Origin of the sequence: Leptospira sp. GIMC2001 (assembly GCF_028462125.1) — a bacterium.
Classification (GTDB): Bacteria; Spirochaetota; Leptospiria; order Leptospirales; family Leptospiraceae.
Window position 1 is genome coordinate 174,138 of the sequence record NZ_CP115467.1, and the last position, 18,067, is coordinate 192,204.

The following is an 18,067-nucleotide window of genomic DNA, read 5'->3' on the forward strand; positions in this document are numbered from 1 at the left end:
ATAAAGGGAGGAGATATTAAATAAAAGTATCTCACTTTAGGAGACAAAATGGCATTCGACATAGACATGATAAAATCCCGTTATAAGAAAATGGGAGATGCAATTGGTGCAGCGCGCAAAATCGTTGGGAAACCACTTACCTTAACCGAAAAGATTTTGTATTCGCATTTATGGGAAGGTCATCCAACGAAAGCATTAGCTCGTGGAAAAGACTACGTTGACTTTGCACCAGACAGAGTTGCTATGCAAGATGCTACGGCTCAGATGGCATTATTGCAATTCATGCAAGCAGGTAGACCAAAAGTTGCTGTTCCATCTACAGTTCACTGTGACCATTTAATCACTGCTAAAGAAGGATCAGATACGGATCTAACAAAAGCTTCCAGTGAGAACAAAGAAGTATATGACTTTTTATCCTCTGTTTCCAACAAATATGGAATCGGATTCTGGAAGCCTGGAGCTGGAATCATTCATCAAGTTGTTTTAGAAAACTATGCATTTCCTGGTGGTATGATGATCGGAACTGACTCTCATACTGTAAATGCTGGTGGACTTGGTATGGTCGCAATTGGAGTCGGTGGAGCTGACGCATGTGATGTTATGGCAGGACTTCCTTGGGAATTGAAATTCCCTAAACTAATCGGCATTCGCCTAACTGGTAAATTGAATGGATGGGCCTCTGCAAAAGATGTTATTCTCAAAGTAGCTGGAATCCTTACTGTAAAAGGTGGAACTGGTTGTATCGTGGAATACTTTGGTCCGGGAGCCGAAACTCTTTCTTGTACAGGAAAGGGTACAATCTGTAACATGGGTGCAGAAATTGGAGCGACGACTTCCACTTTCGCATATGACGACTCAATGGAGAGATATCTCCGTTCAACAGATCGTGCTGATGTAGCTGATGCAGCAAATGGAATTCGGGAGCATCTAACTGCAGATAAAGAAGTTTATGCGGAACCAGAAAAATATTTTGATCAAGTAATAGAAATCAATCTAAGCGAACTTGAGCCACATCTGAATGGCCCATTCACTCCTGACTTGGCAACTCCCTTATCCAAATTGAAAGAAGAAGCAGCCAAAAATGGTTGGCCTACAAAAATCGAAGTTGGACTTATTGGATCTTGTACCAACTCTTCTTATGAAGACATCGCAAGATCAGCTTCACTTGCAGAACAAGCTATCGCAAAAGGTCTTGTACCAAAAGCTGAATTCTCTATAACTCCTGGATCTGAACAAGTTCGTTACACAATTGAGAGAGATGGTTTTATCAAGACTTTCCATAAGATGGGAGCCAAAGTTTTCGCAAATGCTTGTGGTCCTTGCATCGGAATGTGGTCTCGAGTTGGAGCAGAGAAGAAAGAGAAAAACACAATCGTTCACTCTTTCAATAGAAATTTTCAGTCAAGAAATGATGGGAATCCCAATACTTATGCATTTGTAGGAAGCCCAGAGCTTGTCACTGCACTTGCAATTGCTGGAGACTTGAATTTCAATCCGATTACTGATAAACTCAAGAATGATAAAGGCGAAATGGTTTCTCTAGATCCGCCTATCGGTGATGAGCTTCCTAAGAAAGGATTTGCTGTCGAAGATGCTGGCTACCAAGCTCCTGCAGCAGATGGATCTAAGGTAGAAATCAAAGTTAACCCAAGTTTGGACAGATTGCAACTTCTTGATCCATTTACAGAATGGGATGGAAAAGATATCACAGGACTAAAGCTTTTAATCAAGGCAAAAGGGAAATGTACAACGGATCATATTTCTATGGCTGGTCCTTGGCTCAAATACCGTGGTCATCTCGATAATATTTCCAATAACTTATTGATCGGAGCAACTAACTTTTTCAATACGAAGATCAATGAAGTTAAGAACCAACTGACTGGAGCTTATGGGCCTGTACCAGATACTCAACGCGCATATAAAGCAAAAGGTATTGGATCTATAGTTGTAGGAGATGAGAACTACGGTGAAGGTTCTTCAAGAGAACATGCAGCTATGGAGCCAAGATTTTTGGGAGTTCGGGCTGTCTTGGTTAAATCGTTTGCTCGTATCCATGAAACCAACTTGAAGAAGCAGGGAATGCTTGGACTAACATTCGCTAATCCGGCTGACTATGATAAGATTCAAGAAGATGATACCATTGATATCATTGGATTGACAAGTTTTACGGAAGGCAAACCTCTAACTCTAGTTCTGAATCACAAAGATGGATCCAAAGAGGAGATCACTGTGAACCATACTTACAATGCTCAACAGATTGAATGGTTCAAAGCAGGATCGGCTCTGAATATAGTTAAGAAACAGCACGGAGTATAACAAACTCTTTGCCTTATCCAAAAGTAAACCAAGGTCTCGTGTTAAACGAGGCCTATTGGAAGGGCGTTTACGGAGACGGTTACGACGTAGATGGCGACTACAATGCTCGTCTTCATGCTAAGTACATTCATTCTCTATTCCAACTTATGGAATCAAAAATCCAGAGTTTAGGAGATTTTGGCTTCGGCAAAGCAAGTCTGCTTAGAGAATTTGTTAAGATATTTAAGCCTGCACGAGTTGTAGCCTTGGAGCCGTCACCCGAAAGAGTAGAGGATCTAAGAAAAAAATCTTGGGTTTCTACGACACATATCCAAATTTTCAACACCACCTTACAAGAATTTGATCCACCCTATCTTCGGCATGCACCGCTTGATTTAGCAATTTGCAATTCCGTATTGCAGTATATTCCTGATAAAGAACTTAAAGATGTTGTTGCAAAAATGGCTCAGCTTTCCAGATTTCTCTATTTTACTGTACCAACCAAGAATGATTATATCCGAATGAAAAAGGAAATCGCATTTGAGGATCCTTATGCATTTGTTCGCAACTTAAAATTCTATCGCAAGCTTATGTCTGAACACTATCACTATGTTTCTTACAATTTGCTTGAAAGTAAATTCTTTCCAGCTACTGTTTTCCATGAAGAATTTTTTAAATTTTGAATGATTCTGTTTATTAGAAATCCAAAACTAGCCATTCAGAACTTGACAGACGATGCTTTAAGAATCACAAAAATTCAAGCCTGCCTATTTACTTCGGAGTCTAAGAGCTATGAAAAAAATCCAACTATCAGCTTTGCTTTTCTTATTTCTAATGCCATTTGCATTGATTTCTAGATCAATCGACAAGAATTCCTGCACTTTCAATGGCAAAAAGCTCTATGGCAAGATACAAATTGTCACCTCATTTCCTGATGTAAAGGTTCAAGTTGTAACTTCTTTCCCAGATCTGAAAGTGGAGATGGTGAATTCTTTTCCATCTAAGTGCGGACAGTGGCAATCTGTGACATCTTTTCCTGACACAAAAGTCCAATTTGTTACTTCATTTCCAGATGTGAAGATACAATATGTAAATTCTTTTCCTGGGATGCCATAAATTAGCTTTTTTTTGAGATTTTTAGGAAAATATCTTCGCTGAATTGTTATAAGAATTGATGACTTTTCAGTTTTTACTTGATACATCATATTCCTATTCTCTTTTGGATTGGATGCAGGATAAAAAGATTGAGATGGCGGAGTTGTATGCGAATACCCATAAACGCATCTACGACTTCCTCTATAAATACTGCAATAATCCTGATCTTGCAATGGATCTTATGCAAGATACTTTTTTGAATTATTTCAAGAGTTACGGGGAACAAGACCTTGATCAAGAAAAATCGATTATGATCTTGTATACGATTGCGAGGAATCGCTCCATCAATTTTGGCAAGAAATTCTCAACACAGAGGGAGAAATCTGCACCAGTGGATGATTTCAAGTCTGAGCGTATTGGCTTCGAGAAAAAGCTAGAACTACTAGATCTCGAAAACAAATTGCTAAATTGTTTGGATGAACTTGCTGAGGACGAAAAGGAATGTATTTTACTAAGACATATAGAAGGACTCAACTTAACACAAATATCTGGAATCATGAATATTTCGGTATCAACAGCATCAAGGTTAGTGGTTAAGTCAACTGCCAATTTGCTTGAATTAGCACAAAAGAATAATATAACATTAGAATAACATGAAACGAGAAGATGACAGATTGAACGAAGAAGAAGTATCAAAAGCCTTAGAAGGGGCGACGAATACCGTTTCAATTCGTTTGCAAAGGTTAGTCGAGATTTTTTCTAACATGGATCGTCCTTCTCGTAGAACGGAATTTCCTGCGTTCGAAGATATCTGGATCAAATTAAAAGGTCCGGAACAAACAAATCTTGACTCTATGCAAACCAATTCAGCCAATCTAGAAATCGCGGAACCGTTCGATAAATTATCAGTCAAAAATTGCAAGTCAAGTAGATTGATGGTATCATCAGGATTTATAGGAGCCGTTGCTGCAGTTTTAATATTTATTTTTATCATGCGCTCAGAGACGGAGACATTACCAAGCTACAATACCAAAATATCTGCAGTAATTGGAGAAGCGTATATTCTCAACCATGATGGAACACCGAGATCGAATCTTAACAATCTTTCTCAACTACAGAATGGAGATCGGATTCAGACTGGTGCGCGATCTTCTGTTGATTTAATTTTAACGCCACATTCAAGCGTCCGCATACGCGAAAATTCCGAGATCAGTTTAGAAAAACTTATGAAGAAAGATGATTCGGAAAAAGTAACAATGTTCCTTGTGCGCGGAACCATTTTGGCATATATTCATAAAATGAAAAAGGATTCGGACTTCGTCATTCGTTCTGATATAGGCAAGGTGGAAGTTCGGGGAACGAAGTTCTTAACGAGTAAGACAGATGAAGGATTTACTGTAGCTGTTTCCGAAGGAAGAATTATCTATACTGCAGCCAATTCCTCCAATCCAATCCCTGTTGATCCGAATTTTCAAATATCTACAATCGATTCAACAACTAAGAAAAATATATTGAGCAAATCAAATGCTCGTGAATTGTCAGAACTGGATTATATCGAGCTAGAATCCATTCCTGAGACCGGAAGAAAGAATGCCATTGAATCAGAAGAGGATATTTTCCGGTTGTACTCGCTTTTAGAAGAAGTTACGGTTGATGGTGGCATCGTTCATAGAGGGGTTATCTATGCTATGGATGAAAATTTCATGTATATAAGAACAGTTGCCGGAGAAATTAAGATCCCTCAAGCGAAGATACAGGAAGTAGAAAAAATACGTTGATTTTTTTCAAAGCAAGACTACTTTTTACGGAATGCACGATAATACTAAAAAGAGTTTTCGTTTCCGCTATATTATAGATAAAGAATTTCAGTTCAAATTCCTTCTTCATTTTTCCATCCTTTTTATTTTTGGCGTTCTTGCTACCCTTGGCTTTCTCTATTGGCTAAACCAGAGTAAATATGAGGGTGGGGCAGTTTTTCGCTTACGCCAAGATCCCATTCAAGTCTACTATAAAGTCGAACCAGATCCTGGTGACCCAGCTTCTGAATTAAAATATGTTCCTCGCGATATCTATCTACCTGATTATGATCATAAATTGGATAGATATTCAATCCAATCTTCAGCAGTTGTCATACTTTCGACGATCTATCTATTTCTGATTTCTTTCTTTTCTATTTTCAAATCACATAAAATGGCTGGCCCAATTCACAACATTAAGCGAAACCTCAAACGACTTGCTGATGGTGAAGACATTCAATTCATTCGAACGAGGAAAGGGGATGAATTCCAAGAACTCGTTGATGAGCTCAATCGCGTAATTGCAAATCGTATAAACAAATCTAAATAGTTTATATGATTTTTGGAAGGAATTCTAATAATATAGAGGTAAAGCGCGAATTTATTTAGAAATAAATGAAAAGATTAAAATTTAACATTAAAATCCTGTGGGATATAATCATGGTCATTGTGGTTCTTGGGAATCTAACCTTGATTGCTTTTGACATGACTTATCTTTGGCTTCGACCTTTCTATTATAAGCATTTCCCTCAAGTCCTGAGCTATTATGACAAACCCATTCTTGGAATTGAGCCTCATCGAAGTACAGAAAAATACCTACGTTATATAGATACAATTGATTATCTAGAAAAGCTTCAATCAAGGGAATTTTACGATCAAGAATTTGCCGACCAACTAATTAAAGTTAAAAATCTAATTGCATCCATTCAATCAAAGGGTGATCAGCGACTATTAGAATTGAAATCTGAAATTACATCTGATCTCGAGACAGTAACGACCCCTGATCAAATAAGCACTGTAACTTTGGATAGAATAGAGGATTATCTAGATTTTCTTCCGCAGATTGATAATAAAAAAACCATTCAGGAATTGGCAGAGGCAAGTCAAAATTTAGATCTACTGATTCGGGTACAAAGCGAACGCGGAAGAATTGCAGAACATGAAGACTTACTATCTAAGATGGATTATCAGATTATTCATCTAGTCGAGACCAATCCATTCCAAGACTCCGGTCAGACAGAAAATCTTTCGACCATAAAAGACTTTTATAAATCAAGATATAGTCTAGCAAAAACTAGGGAGTTAGATCGAGAATATCGGGCAATTCTACTCAAATCATTGGGAGGACAGAAAAGTTTTCCTTCTACAGCCTTAAGTGCATCTTGGTACTGGCGCAACCCAGCCAAATCATTTCAAGAGAAATACAAAGAGTTCAATCAAACGATAAGACCTCTTTTTGAAATGAACTACTATAGATCACTTGCAAAAGACGGCGAACCAATCAATAATTTCATTTGGTTAGACGCTCCTTTTCTATTATTTTTCTTATTTGAATTTGCGTTCAGCTGGTATTGGTCTATTCGTAATAAGACTTTTATGGCTTGGTTTTTCTATCCAATATATCATTGGTACGATATTCTCGGGCTCATTCCTTTTGTTGAATTTAGAATATTTCGATTGATTAGGATTTATAAGATATTTCTAATTCTCAAAACTAATAAAATAGTTCCCGTTGGAAATGACATTATATCAAGAACCATTCGATACTATTCGAATATTCTAAAAGAAGAATTATCGGATATGGTTACGATCCAGATTCTTACTGAAGCTCAAGAAGAAATTCGTTCGGGAGCGTCATTGCAAATCGTAACCCATGCCTTGGATACTCATCGCGATCAGATCAAATCTGTTGTGATTCATAAATTACGAAATTCTATAGACAATCCAAGATTGAGTGATTTATTTTCCCAAATCCTAACAAATATAATTAACAAAGGAAATATTGGATCTCCTTTAGCAAATATTCTTCCTGAATCAATCAAACTGAAATTTTCAAAAGGTATGGGGGACATTGCTTATTCAACTTTCTCAATGCCAGTCAAAATACTATTGGAAGATGAACAGGGAGTTAAATCTATAGAAGCCTTAGTTGATTTTATCTTAGATGAATTCCTAGAGTCTTCCCACGATTTTGATGTCAATCAACTGAACACTGCAGTTACAATCGAGCTACTAGAAAATGTGAAGAAGACAGTAGCTCAGAAGAAATGGCTCGATTCAAACATATAAATATCGGTTAAACCTTTCTTACTAAAATTGATTTTGAACCATTCTTAAAAACTAATTATCTCAGCATTGTGTCCAATCTAATATAAATGAAAAGATATCTTCCATTTTTACAGCCCATACTATCCATTGAAGATCAATCCATTTTTGGTCACGAAGTTCTTGCAAGAGAAGAAACAGATAAGGGATTTATTTTACCCGATATTTTTCTTAGAGAATTATCTGGAAAATCGGAAGAGTTCCTACGAATCGAAACTGAAGTTCTTTCTCGTGCTTTTGCAAAATTAAAAACTACAGAATCTGGACATCTATTTATCAACATGAGCCCAGATGAACTGTTACGCCAGCTCGAAGACAGCAAAGGCGATGATCTTCCTCTTGCTAAGCTTACTAAAGATGCAGGAATTTCCAATGAGCGTATTTTTATCGAGATAACAGAAGTTGCAACACTTCGTGATCCTGAAGCAATAGGTACTGCTGTGGAATACTTTCGTGAGTTAGGTTTTCGCATAGCTATGGATGACGTTGGTTCGGAATCTTCCAATCTGGAAAGAATCGCCATAATCCAACCCCAAATAATCAAAGTGGATCTTCTTCTTCTCAAAAGATCTATGCATGATAGAAATTTTCACTCTGTTCTCGAATACCTATCTCATATTGCGAGCGGCTTAGGGTCGGATCTTCTATTTGAGGGTATTGAAAATTCGGAAGAACTCCGTCGTGCATTAGACTTTGGTGCACGCTTTGTGCAAGGATATCTTTTGGGAATGCCAAATAAAGAATTTGCAAGCCCCAAAATAGAAGCAGATACCCTGAAAATTCAACTGGATGCTTTTCACGAATTCAAGAGGAATCGTATCATGGAAGAGATTCGTTTCGAAGACGAAATCCGGAATCTCATTTCTCGCAAGGAACCCACCGTCAAGAATATCGGTGATATCGTCCATATTGACGCTCATTCCCTTTTCCAATTGTCACCTTTTATACGAAGAGTCTACGCTACTGATTGGGAAGGAACTCAAATTACTCCATACTATGAAAGATCAGGAGAAAATGGATTCACTCAAAATACAGTCCCCTTATCTAAAAATTGGTCGTACATGCCTTTTTTTTACAAACATGTAAAGAAGAGTTTTCACAATCCCAAGACTTGGAACGCAAGTGAGCCTTATTTCGATAAGGTGCTACGAAAAAATATTTTAGTATTTTCCAAAGTAACCCAGGATCATATTTCACTGTTTATCGACGTACAGCTTCCCGATCCAGCCGTTTGATTTTTCTTTCGTGTATTAATGTATATGTTGAAATGGATTGGATTCTATTTAACAGGGAATAAGTATTTCATACCAAGATGAGTTTGAATTTCAGGAGTCCACAAATCATCTAAGGTTCTGTTTGCTTCTCTTGCATTCATAGGAACACGAACAACACCTTCAAACATAAAATTCGAAGAAGTACTCAGGCTAAGACCTGGATTTGCATAAACTTGCTTAGATATAAATGACGGGCGGTTGGCATTTTCCGCTGTTTTGAATAATGCATTTTGAATAGGTCTTGCCCAATAGGCATTGGTTGCAGTTCCAAATTGCTGCAATTGAGAGAGTTCTAGGAAAATTTCAAGTTTGTAGTCTTTATCATTCAAACCAATGAACTTGCTAGGTAGTGCATAGGATAGTCGAATCTTAGGAATTGCAGCTTCAACAAAACTCTGTCCGAGACCATTGCCAGCAAGATGCATAGATAGGTCTAAGTTCAAACCAAAATTCCTTTTTCTATACAGAAAAGCTATTCCCTTTTGACCCGTAAATCCTGGGTTGGATTCCCATTGATTCGGGAAGCGAGAATCGTTATCACGAACTCTACTTGAAGTCATGGAACTCGAACCTTGGTAGCCATAGATCAGAGCAGTTTCCAATGGAAAAGCAAAAGGGACTGTAATCGCCTGCAAAAACATTGGATCCTGTCTAGGGATAGAATAGGATGTCTCCCAATTTTGGCTTCCCCAAGGAGCTTGAGAAAAAAAAGACATCAATGGCAATTCTTGTGAATTTAGGTAACTAAATGTAAGTATTTGAATAAGGACGATGATTCCAATTTTCGATTTCACAGAATTTAACTTACCTAGAGGAAACATCGTTTCTTTTTATCTAGATGGCAAGTAAAAAACGTTTGGAGAGTAAATTTGTTCAAACAAAATTGGTAAGCTAGGGAGATTGGAAATGGATACTCATATAGAAAATTTTGGAGAATGTAAATTCACAAGTCCTGCTGATTATGACTATTGGACCAAGGAAGGATCAATGGTTCTCATTCAGACGATTTTTGAGAATAAGCAAGCACTTGCTGATCACCTAAAAGATCCAATATTTTTCGAACAAGCAGGTCCCAGAGAAAAAATCTATTACAATCCATCTACAGTTACGGCTGGTATCGTGACTTGTGGAGGGCTCTGTCCAGGTATCAACGATGTGATACGGGCTTTAGTTATGGAACTCCATTATAGATACAAAGTAACACGGATATTAGGATTTCCTTTTGGATACGAAGGAATGGTCAAACAATCCGGTCATAGACCCATTGAATTGGTTCCAGATAAAGTCGCACAGATCATGACACAAGGTGGCTCTATACTTTCTTCATCGCGTGGCAACCAAAATGTTTCTGATATGGTTGATACTCTCTCGTTGTACGGGATACGAATGCTATTCTGTATCGGTGGTGACGGGACTTTGAGAGGAGCTCAAGCAATATCAGAAGAAATAAAGAAACGAAAAGAAGATATAGCCGTTGTTGGAATTCCGAAAACGATAGACAATGATATAAATTATGTACAAAAGACTTTTGGGTTTTCGACAGCTTTTTCAAAGGCTGTCGAAGCAGTAGATTGCGCTCATGTCGAAGCAAAAGGAGCGCCTAACGGAATTGGTTTGGTTAAATTAATGGGAAGGCATTCTGGATTTATTGCAGTAAATGCAGCTCTTGCATCTAAGAATGTTAATTTTGTTCTGATTCCGGAAAAGGATTTTGACTTGGAAGGAGAAGGAGCATTTCTTCCTGTTCTAAAAGAACGGATCAAAAGAAGAGGGCATTCCGTGATAATCGTAGCAGAAGGTGCCGGCCAGAAGTTTTTCGAAGAAAAAGGAGAGAAAGATCCATCTGGAAATAAAAAATTGAGTGATGTTGGAGTATTCATGAAAGATAAGATCAATGAATATTTCAAAAAAGAAAAAATGACTGTAAACTTGAAATACATTGATCCAAGTTATATCATTCGCTCAGTTCCTGCAAATGCAGACGACTCCGTATTCTGTGGGTTTCTTGCCCAGAATGCAGTTCATGCAGCTATGTGTGGTAAGACAAATATGGTAGTTGGAATCTGGAACAATGTCTTCACATATATTCCTATTCAAGTTGCTATTAGCGAGAGAAAAGTATTACAACCAGATCGAAGCACTTTGTGGAGAGCATTGCTCGCATCTACGGGTCAACCGAGCGAACTCAAATCTACAGAAAAATAATTTTAAACATAGATCAAAGAAATAGTTTTTTATTGGAATCTGAATAAAAAACTATTCTAAAAATACAAACTTATTTTTTCTTATTTGCGACTTTGTTCCGAAACTTGACAATATTGTCTTGGATTTCTTCTTCTTTTTTATTGATCTCGTCCAAGAATTTATCGTCGATCACCACTTCTGGCATTTCTGTAAATTTCTCAGGGCCGATATGATCAATTTCATATAGCAGATCTTCAATTTGGCTTTCTGCTTTAACAATCGTTTGTATATTTTCCACCAGCTTTTTATTGAGAAATAGAATTTCTTTGAACCTGAGAATGTAGTGGTTGAAGCGATTCTCCATAAGAGAAGTTTTCTTCTGCATTGCCATTACAGTTTCTCTCTCTTTGAAAACTTCCTTCTTCTCCATGAGAATCTGATTTTTGAAAGAATTGATGAGCCTTTCGGTTTCAGATTTATAATTCTCAAAACTCGTTTCATGAGTTCGAATCATATCGCTTATTTTTCTCTGGAATTCTTGATCTTTTAACCTATCTTGTTCTTGGCGTAGAGCCTCGCTCTCACCAAGTGCAATTCGTACTCTCTCGTCTACTCTTGCATCAATCAATGCTTGGTTGATTTTCTCAATTCTTAGAAGAGTAGCTATATAACTTTTTATCGAACCCATTACTGTAATTTGACGATGAAAAGTGTGTAATCATCATGTTGTTCTGCATCGCCTTGGAATTTATTCGTAATATCAAGAATTTTGTCTCTCATACCAATTGCAGAATCCAATTCCATGCTGAGAATATCTTCCATCAATCTTTCTTCCTCATACATTTCATCTTTGCTGTTCATCACTTCAGTGACACCGTCAGTATATAGAATCAGGTAATCCCCAGGTTCATAATCAACGGTATGTTCTGAGATTTCCGATTTGCCGATACCCAGAGGTGTTCCTTTACCTGAGAGTAATGATATTTCTTGTTGTTGCTTACGATAAAGAAATTGTCGGTTGTGGCCTGCAGATGAAAATGTTAGAGTCTTGGACACTGTGTTGATTCGTACAAGCATCACGGTTACAAAAAGTACAAATCCTGATTTATCTTGAATGATTTGGTTGGCCTTTGTAAGTGCAATCCGTGGCGAAGTCTCTCGAGCAGCTTCACTAGATATGATCGTTTTAGATAGTTCCATAAATAGAGCTGCTGGAGTCCCTTTACCGGAAACATCAGCAATCATCACAGATATCTCAGTTGGGCTATGGATTATCATATCATAGAAATCCCCACCGATATCTCTAGATGCTTTATAAAAAGTAGCAAAATCCAAATTCCCATAGCTATCCGGAATATGGGGTAATGAGTTTCGTTGGATCTGAGCTGCAACTTGAAGGTCACGTTGGATATATTTTAATTTTTCGCTTTGGTCTTTTACACGCAAGGCTGTGAAAGCTTCTGCAATCTGGTTGGAGATAGTAGAAAGTATTCTAATATCCGAATCTTCGAATGAAGACATATCATTTTTGTCAGCGATGAGAAGAACTCCAACTGTGTCTCGATTTCTCTTGATTGGGATGATAAGAAAATTCTGTTTGAAATATCCCATTTTCGAAAGTTCTTCTGCAGTGGAGCTAGAATGAGTCTTCAATGTGACCGTCTGCCCAACGGTTCGAACAGATTCCAAAATTTTATCCAATGGGCCTTCGCCTTTTTTTAGATCCTCAATGGATTCTGGAAATCCTCTAGATAGAATATAATCGTATCCTTTGTTCTCTGAGCCTTGAAAGAGAATCGCAACCTTATTCACTTTCATAACTCCCGATATCGATTTTACTGAAGATGCAAGAAACTGATCTATATCGATAACATTTGATAAAGATTGAGAGATTTGAAACAAACAATCTAACTCATTGGCTCGAGCTTGGAGTTCATCAATGAGTTTTCTATTCCGAATAGAAATTGCTGCAAGATCACTTAAGTATTTTAAAATTTTTATATCTTTATCAGTATAATCTCGAAAGTCTATAGAATTTACAGCTTCCAGTACACCTTGTACTTCTCCATTTGCAACCATGGGAACGCAGATTAGATTTCTTGTTATAAAGCCAACTTCATGATCAATATTTTTATAAACTCGGGTATCATTGGCGGCATCATTGACTATTTCTGGTTGTAGAGTTTCTAAAACCATTCCAGCAATTCCTTTACCTCGAGGAACTTGCATCTTAGAAAGGATTTCCCTTTTTTCACCAACTGTAATGTCGAATACCAAACAGTCCGTTTCTTTATCATAAAGCAGAAGCGAGCAACCTTCGCTATCTAAAACTTTTTTCGTTGTATCCATGATGGCAGGCAGTAACGATTCCAAATCGTCAGACGAATTGATTCGAGCTGTGATATCGGAGATTAGTTTTAGAGTTAATTTCTTATCTGACATTGTTCTTGTTGGTTACTCTATCAAGCTACCGACTCCTGTATCTGTAAATATTTCCATGAGCACAGAATGTGCAACCCTTCCATCAATGATATGAGTTCGTCTGACTCCATTGTTTATAGCATCAAGACAGCATTCAACTTTGGGAATCATTCCGCCTGTGATATCACCTGAATCAATATAATCTTGGACTCGTTTCTTATTCAGCCCGGTCACAAGTTTTCCGTTTACTAATATTCCTTCTGTATCTGTAAGTAAAATTAATTTCTCAGCATTGAGTGCTCCGGCTATTGCACCAGCCATCGTGTCAGCATTAATATTCATAGAATGTCCTTCTGCTGAATATGCAATCGGAGAAATCACGGGAATAAAATTTTCCTTTCTAAGATTCTCAATCAAAGAGGTATCGACCTGAGTAACCTTTCCAACAAAACCTAAATCAAGTTCTACTCCATCAACAATCATAGGCAATTTTTCAGCTAGAGCAAGCTTTCCATCTTTACCACTGATTCCAACTGCCTTGCCACCTTTTCCATTGATTAAGGAAACAATTTGTTTATTCACTCTTCCGGTCAGAACCATTTCGACTACATCCATTGTCTCTTGCGTTGTAACTCTATTCCCGCGGATGAATTCTGATTGGATATTGAGTGCCTTGAGTAGAGAATTTATTTCTGGTCCGCCTCCATGAACGACAACGGGATGAATTCCTAAATATTTTAATAGTACAATGTCTTGAGCAAAGGAAGCTTTCAGTTCTTCCTTAATCATTGCGGCTCCACCATATTTTATGACGATAGTCTTCCCGTTGAATTTGGTGATATAGGGAAGGGCTTCGAGTATATGGTTTACTTTTTCAATCTGGCTTTCCATTATGACCTTGATACAACGGTTGTAGTATTTTCCAAAACGTTTTTTATGCAAAAATTCAAAGTCGCTGCAATTCAACTCACTAGCACAGAAGATATTGAACAGAATTTATTAAGAGCTTTTGAGATATGTAAAGATGCAGCTCAAGCAGGAGCAATCGTAATTGGATTGCCCGAAAATTTTGCATTCTTTGGACGCGAATCAGTCAAATCCGAAAATTACGAAATAATTTATAGGCAAAGTATAGAATTTTTAGAAAAAACCTCTCGAGAATTGGAAATATTTTTGCTCGGAGGTGGATATCCTTCTAAATCATCCGATGCCAAAAAATATTATAACACTGCATCAATATTTTCACCGAAAGGCGAGATGCTTTATACTTACCATAAAATGCATCTTTTCGATTCGAATCCTGGTGACGGAGTGGAATACAAAGAATCCAATACCGTTCAAGCGGGTGAACAATTGCCCATGCCTGTCCAATTAGGAGATCTTGGAAAATTTTCCTCTCTAGTTTGTTATGATCTGCGATTTCCCGAACTATTTCGACATCTATCAAAACTTGGAACAGAAGTGATTTTTCTTCCTGCAGCTTTTACCAAACTCACTGGAGAGGCTCATTGGGAAGTTTTGTTGAGATCAAGGGCTATCGAAAATTTATGTTATGTGGTAGCTCCAGCGCAGACGGGAGTCCATGACAGTTCCGGCAAGAGAAAAACATATGGTCATTCCATGATCATAGATCCTTGGGGCAAGATTGTAGAAAGTATTGGTGATGAAATTGGTTATGCGATGGCAGAGATTGATATAACCAAAATCTACGAGGCTCGGAGCAAAATTCCTGCCCTAAGCCATCGTAGATTGGGTTGAGAGATTACTTAGTAACTAAGTTAAGTTCTAATTCGATTGTATCAGAGATTAGATCGTCAGGCATACCTTTGTAAACGATATTCCAATTCTGTCTGTTGATCTTTACAGAACCTGTTGCCGAAACTGGTTTCTTATCTTCGAATTGAATAGAAGCTGGGAATTGGATTCCTTTTGTGATTCCTTTCAATGTTAGATTTCCTCTTACATCATAACCACTGTCAGTTGTTGTAACTGATGCGATTTCGAATAAGCCTTCAGGATATTTTCCAACTTCAAAAAAGTCAGTGTCTTTCAAATGACCTTCTAATTTAGCTTTCCATTCACCTTCGAGGTCATTATCAGTGATCGTTGGCATATCAATAATAAATTTACCGGCTGTTATTTTGTCTCCGTCCGCATAAAATTCACCAGACTTTACTTTTACAGTTCCAATATGTGAGCCAGTGATTTTGGATCCTTTCCAATTGATCACAGAACTTGCAGTATCAAGAGCATATGCAGTTCCAGATGAACTTGCAACTGGGTACTTTTCGCCCTGTAAATCAGCCGGTGCATTTCCTTTACAAGCAGCAAACGCGAAAACCAAAGCTAGAGAGGTAATGGATAGAAATTTTTTCATAAATAAATTCTCCTTTGTGAATTATTAGTTTAGACTTAAACTATTTAATATTGTTCTATTGTCTAGTATATTTTCAGAAATTGGTTCAAAAAATGGAAATTCAGTCTATTTGCTGAGAAAAGGATGACCACAAACGGGAATTCCGCCAGGAATCTGACCAGAATGATTGTCCTGTTCATGTTCTAATGCCCAAGATTTCCATTTTCCTTCTAAGCTATTCGAGCCATTGGGAAGGCTATGAAGATCTGCAACTATTATAGGTTGTGACTTAGTCAAAGAAATGTTTTTATTGGATTCCCCAAATACCAAAGTGCTCGCAGCTCCCGATGGAATCGAAGTTAGGCGAGTGGTTCCAGTCGTGCCAGTAACTGCCACAGATTGATTTCCACTTACTCGAACCATAGAGCTTGCTCGAATTTGGCTTGGAGTCGTTGCTAGAGTTGTAAAACTTGATGTTTTCAAAGCATCGAGAGTAGTTCCAAGCGGGAAAGCATTGGATACAGCTGTTATATCCCAAGGACTGGCAGCTCCGCCCGAACGTGAAATATTAGACATATTGCTTCCTTGAATGACCTGTCCCCAAAAAGAATTCAATAGTATCTGAAAGTTGTCCGTATTTGTTCCACTCAAGACAGCGGACGGATCAGCATTTGCTTTGAAAAGAGAAATTAGGTTTAACGCATTCGATGCCCGGACTCCATTGTTTCCTTTTACAGTTTTTTGAAAAAATGATTTTCTTTCTTGCTCCGTCAAACCAGAGTTATCGTATATATATCTCATGAAAGCATAAGCATATGAGTATTGTTTGAGCACATAGCTGCTGTCGTTGGGCGGGCCTGTTGTCCACTCCAATAGTGATACACCATTTCCACCACCTGAACATGGCGAATTGGAATCACCTCGTAAGCACCGAATCCTAGATGTTTGCGGGCCAAAACCTCCGATATCACTTGCGACTTCGCTCGTTCCTTCATTGATCCAAACATCATCTTGTGATCCCGCATTTTGCATCAGAGGGAATCGAATCAAATGTTGGTATTCATGAGCAAGAGTAGAACCAAAAGCAAGTGGGTCTCGGTTGAGAATATCGATCAGTTGCCTGCCATCCATATAAAGAATTTCTCTCTGATTAGATCTAACTGTTGATCTTGGATTATCTGGAAAAAGATCTGCAGCGTCAAAAAATCCTGCAACAAAAGGGCCTCCATCAATTGATCCGTCTCGGATATCTAGAACAAAGACATCTATTTTCCCATCTCCATTTTGGTCAGAAGGTGAACCAAAAGTTTCAACCAATGCGGGATGTATCTTAATGTCAAAATCTTGGATCACATTATTGAAATCCAAAGAAGTCTCAAGGCCAGATTCCACATACAAGTTCATGTGTTTGCCTGAACCCACTAGATTTGCTTTGATACATTCCGATCGATTGCTTTCAATATTTCGTGCCCAAATATCTGATCCTGATGTACAATTGGGTGTAAGGCTCCACACAATTAGAGCAAGTGGGATTAACAAATCATCGTCATCATCCTTAGGAGAAATTAATGAGTTGCCACAATGCAGAAGAAATATTAATATAAAAATAATTTCAATGAGATATCTACGTCTTATCATTTGTATTCAATACTTATTCTTATTAGGCGGTAGTGCCATTAACGCAGATTCCCAATCACTCAAGTTTAATGGTGATTGGACAACACATATTCATAAAACGGACTTAGGTGCATTTTCCTATCAGCTAAGAATTCTAGACAATCACAATTTTCAACTCTATCGGCTAAATCTTCATCCAGATATGCGATGGGAAGAGGCGCGCTATGAAGGGAAATGGAAATGGAATCAAGATAGTAGTCTTAGCTTGAAGCCCGAATCTTGCCGTATCTATACGAGTACAGATCTAATGCGCAGAAGAGCTCTACTCAGATCCTATGATTGTGATCATATTGAGATGATTTCAAGTTTGGGAGATATAGATACTAGCAGTTCAGAAGTTAAATTAATAATTTCTCCAAACGAATATGGCGCAGGTAATTCAACCCATTTCTTTCGGTCTCCAAAGTATTCTGGAGGAAAAACTGCGATCGTTTTTACGGATGGCGTTCGATTTTTGGCTTGGGGTATTGATTTAAAATATTCGAAAAAGGGTCAAAAGATTAGATTGGTATCTAAGGCAGATAAAAAAATATATTCTGCATCAATCTATTCAGTAGCTGAGACTGCGCTTGAGTTCAAATTGGACTCGCCGTTGATTCCTAGCCCCGGAGATTTTATCCTACTGCAATAGATATTTACTTGGT

At 37.8% G+C, this 18,067-nt stretch carries 17 protein-coding genes; 11 read left to right on the top strand and 6 right to left on the bottom strand.

The features are described 5' to 3' along the window. Window positions 1-48 precede the first annotated feature (48 nt). From O4O04_RS00820 to O4O04_RS00855, 8 genes are all read left to right on the top strand, one after another. Complete coding sequence (locus O4O04_RS00820; protein ID WP_272531344.1) at window positions 49-2,316, top strand: aconitate hydratase; 2,268 nt, start codon at window positions 49-51, stop codon at window positions 2,314-2,316. A gap of 8 nt (window positions 2,317-2,324) precedes the next feature. After that, window positions 2,325-2,978: a class I SAM-dependent methyltransferase gene (locus O4O04_RS00825; protein ID WP_272531345.1), complete on the top strand. Its 654-nt coding sequence runs from the start codon at window positions 2,325-2,327 to the stop codon at window positions 2,976-2,978. Between the two features lie 151 nt (window positions 2,979-3,129). Beyond that, a complete protein-coding gene (locus O4O04_RS00830) occupies window positions 3,130-3,411 on the top strand; it encodes a 7(1) septoil knot domain-containing protein (protein ID WP_272531681.1) in 282 nt (93 codons plus the stop codon). A gap of 112 nt (window positions 3,412-3,523) precedes the next feature. Continuing rightward, entirely contained in the window at window positions 3,524-4,042 is a 519-nt protein-coding gene (locus O4O04_RS00835) for an RNA polymerase sigma factor (RefSeq protein WP_272531683.1), read from the top strand. Window position 4,043: 1 nt separating this feature from the next. Continuing rightward, window positions 4,044-5,168, top strand: coding sequence for a FecR family protein (locus O4O04_RS00840; protein WP_272531347.1), 1,125 nt, complete (start codon window positions 4,044-4,046; stop codon window positions 5,166-5,168). Between the two features lie 31 nt (window positions 5,169-5,199). Next, window positions 5,200-5,736 carry a hypothetical protein gene (locus O4O04_RS00845; RefSeq protein ID WP_272531348.1) on the top strand — a complete coding sequence of 179 codons (537 nt, stop codon included), beginning with the start codon at window positions 5,200-5,202 and terminating at the stop codon, window positions 5,734-5,736. Between the two features lie 65 nt (window positions 5,737-5,801). Continuing rightward, window positions 5,802-7,475 (top strand): hypothetical protein, encoded by a 1,674-nt coding sequence (locus O4O04_RS00850; protein WP_272531349.1) that lies wholly within the window; start codon window positions 5,802-5,804, stop codon window positions 7,473-7,475. Window positions 7,476-7,561: 86 nt separating this feature from the next. Then, the gene (locus O4O04_RS00855; protein ID WP_272531350.1) at window positions 7,562-8,746 is read left to right on the top strand and encodes an EAL domain-containing protein; all 1,185 of its coding nucleotides are present in this window, start codon (window positions 7,562-7,564) and stop codon (window positions 8,744-8,746) included. A 44-nt stretch (window positions 8,747-8,790) separates the two neighbouring features. Here the strand turns inward: O4O04_RS00855 and O4O04_RS00860 are convergent, their stop codons facing one another. After that, on the bottom strand, window positions 8,791-9,579 hold the full coding sequence (locus O4O04_RS00860) for a hypothetical protein (protein ID WP_272531351.1): 789 nt from the start codon (window positions 9,577-9,579) through the stop codon (window positions 8,791-8,793). Window positions 9,580-9,691: 112 nt separating this feature from the next. Between O4O04_RS00860 and O4O04_RS00865 the strand changes: the two genes are divergently transcribed. Further along, on the top strand, window positions 9,692-10,990 hold the full coding sequence (locus tag O4O04_RS00865; protein WP_272531353.1) for an ATP-dependent 6-phosphofructokinase: 1,299 nt from the start codon (window positions 9,692-9,694) through the stop codon (window positions 10,988-10,990). 70 nt (window positions 10,991-11,060) lie between these two features. Here the strand turns inward: O4O04_RS00865 and O4O04_RS00870 are convergent, their stop codons facing one another. The 3 genes from O4O04_RS00870 to argB are packed head-to-tail and all read right to left on the bottom strand — an operon-like array spanning window position 11,061 to window position 14,281. Beyond that, window positions 11,061-11,657, bottom strand: coding sequence for a hypothetical protein (locus O4O04_RS00870; protein ID WP_272531354.1), 597 nt, complete (start codon window positions 11,655-11,657; stop codon window positions 11,061-11,063). Further along, window positions 11,657-13,411, bottom strand: a complete 1,755-nt coding sequence (locus O4O04_RS00875; protein WP_272531355.1) for a SpoIIE family protein phosphatase — start codon at window positions 13,409-13,411, stop codon at window positions 11,657-11,659. Before O4O04_RS00875 ends, O4O04_RS00870 begins: the two co-directional genes overlap by 1 nt. A 12-nt stretch (window positions 13,412-13,423) precedes the next feature. Continuing rightward, complete coding sequence (gene argB, locus O4O04_RS00880) at window positions 13,424-14,281, bottom strand: acetylglutamate kinase (protein ID WP_272531357.1); 858 nt, start codon at window positions 14,279-14,281, stop codon at window positions 13,424-13,426. Here argB and O4O04_RS00885 point away from each other — a divergent pair. After that, a complete protein-coding gene (locus tag O4O04_RS00885; protein ID WP_336297476.1) occupies window positions 14,252-15,148 on the top strand; it encodes a carbon-nitrogen hydrolase family protein in 897 nt (298 codons plus the stop codon). The two genes, argB and O4O04_RS00885, sit on opposite strands and share 30 nt — an antisense overlap. A 4-nt stretch (window positions 15,149-15,152) precedes the next feature. Here O4O04_RS00885 and O4O04_RS00890 read toward each other — a convergent pair whose 3' ends face one another. Together O4O04_RS00890 and O4O04_RS00895 are read right to left on the bottom strand one after the other, a co-directional pair. After that, window positions 15,153-15,767 carry a YceI family protein gene (locus O4O04_RS00890; RefSeq protein ID WP_272531358.1) on the bottom strand — a complete coding sequence of 205 codons (615 nt, stop codon included), beginning with the start codon at window positions 15,765-15,767 and terminating at the stop codon, window positions 15,153-15,155. Between the two features lie 105 nt (window positions 15,768-15,872). After that, window positions 15,873-17,384, bottom strand: a complete 1,512-nt coding sequence (locus O4O04_RS00895) for a peptidase MA family protein (protein ID WP_272531360.1) — start codon at window positions 17,382-17,384, stop codon at window positions 15,873-15,875. Between O4O04_RS00895 and O4O04_RS00900 the strand changes: the two genes are divergently transcribed. Then, complete coding sequence (locus tag O4O04_RS00900) at window positions 17,362-18,054, top strand: hypothetical protein (protein ID WP_272531361.1); 693 nt, start codon at window positions 17,362-17,364, stop codon at window positions 18,052-18,054. The genes O4O04_RS00895 and O4O04_RS00900 overlap by 23 nt on opposite strands. Window positions 18,055-18,067 lie beyond the last annotated feature (13 nt).

Excerpts from the sequence above, each read along its gene's own strand:
- O4O04_RS00840 (WP_272531347.1), top strand. The coding sequence starts at position 4,044 with ATGAAACGAGAAGATGACAGATTGAACGAAGAAGAAGTATCAAAAGCC.
- O4O04_RS00820 (WP_272531344.1), top strand. The coding sequence starts at position 49 with ATGGCATTCGACATAGACATGATAAAATCCCGTTATAAGAAAATGGGA.
- O4O04_RS00845 (WP_272531348.1), top strand. The coding sequence starts at position 5,200 with ATGCACGATAATACTAAAAAGAGTTTTCGTTTCCGCTATATTATAGAT.
- O4O04_RS00900 (WP_272531361.1), top strand. The coding sequence starts at position 17,362 with ATGAGATATCTACGTCTTATCATTTGTATTCAATACTTATTCTTATTA.
- O4O04_RS00865 (WP_272531353.1), top strand. The coding sequence starts at position 9,692 with ATGGATACTCATATAGAAAATTTTGGAGAATGTAAATTCACAAGTCCT.
- O4O04_RS00855 (WP_272531350.1), top strand. The coding sequence starts at position 7,562 with ATGAAAAGATATCTTCCATTTTTACAGCCCATACTATCCATTGAAGAT.
- O4O04_RS00835 (WP_272531683.1), top strand. The coding sequence starts at position 3,524 with ATGCAGGATAAAAAGATTGAGATGGCGGAGTTGTATGCGAATACCCAT.
- O4O04_RS00830 (WP_272531681.1), top strand. The coding sequence starts at position 3,130 with ATGCCATTTGCATTGATTTCTAGATCAATCGACAAGAATTCCTGCACT.
- O4O04_RS00885 (WP_336297476.1), top strand. The coding sequence starts at position 14,252 with ATGGTTTACTTTTTCAATCTGGCTTTCCATTATGACCTTGATACAACG.
- O4O04_RS00895 (WP_272531360.1), bottom strand. The coding sequence starts at position 17,384 with ATGATAAGACGTAGATATCTCATTGAAATTATTTTTATATTAATATTT.
- O4O04_RS00870 (WP_272531354.1), bottom strand. The coding sequence starts at position 11,657 with ATGGGTTCGATAAAAAGTTATATAGCTACTCTTCTAAGAATTGAGAAA.
- O4O04_RS00875 (WP_272531355.1), bottom strand. The coding sequence starts at position 13,411 with ATGTCAGATAAGAAATTAACTCTAAAACTAATCTCCGATATCACAGCT.
- argB (WP_272531357.1), bottom strand. The coding sequence starts at position 14,281 with ATGGAAAGCCAGATTGAAAAAGTAAACCATATACTCGAAGCCCTTCCC.
- O4O04_RS00890 (WP_272531358.1), bottom strand. The coding sequence starts at position 15,767 with ATGAAAAAATTTCTATCCATTACCTCTCTAGCTTTGGTTTTCGCGTTT.
- O4O04_RS00850 (WP_272531349.1), top strand. The coding sequence starts at position 5,802 with ATGAAAAGATTAAAATTTAACATTAAAATCCTGTGGGATATAATCATG.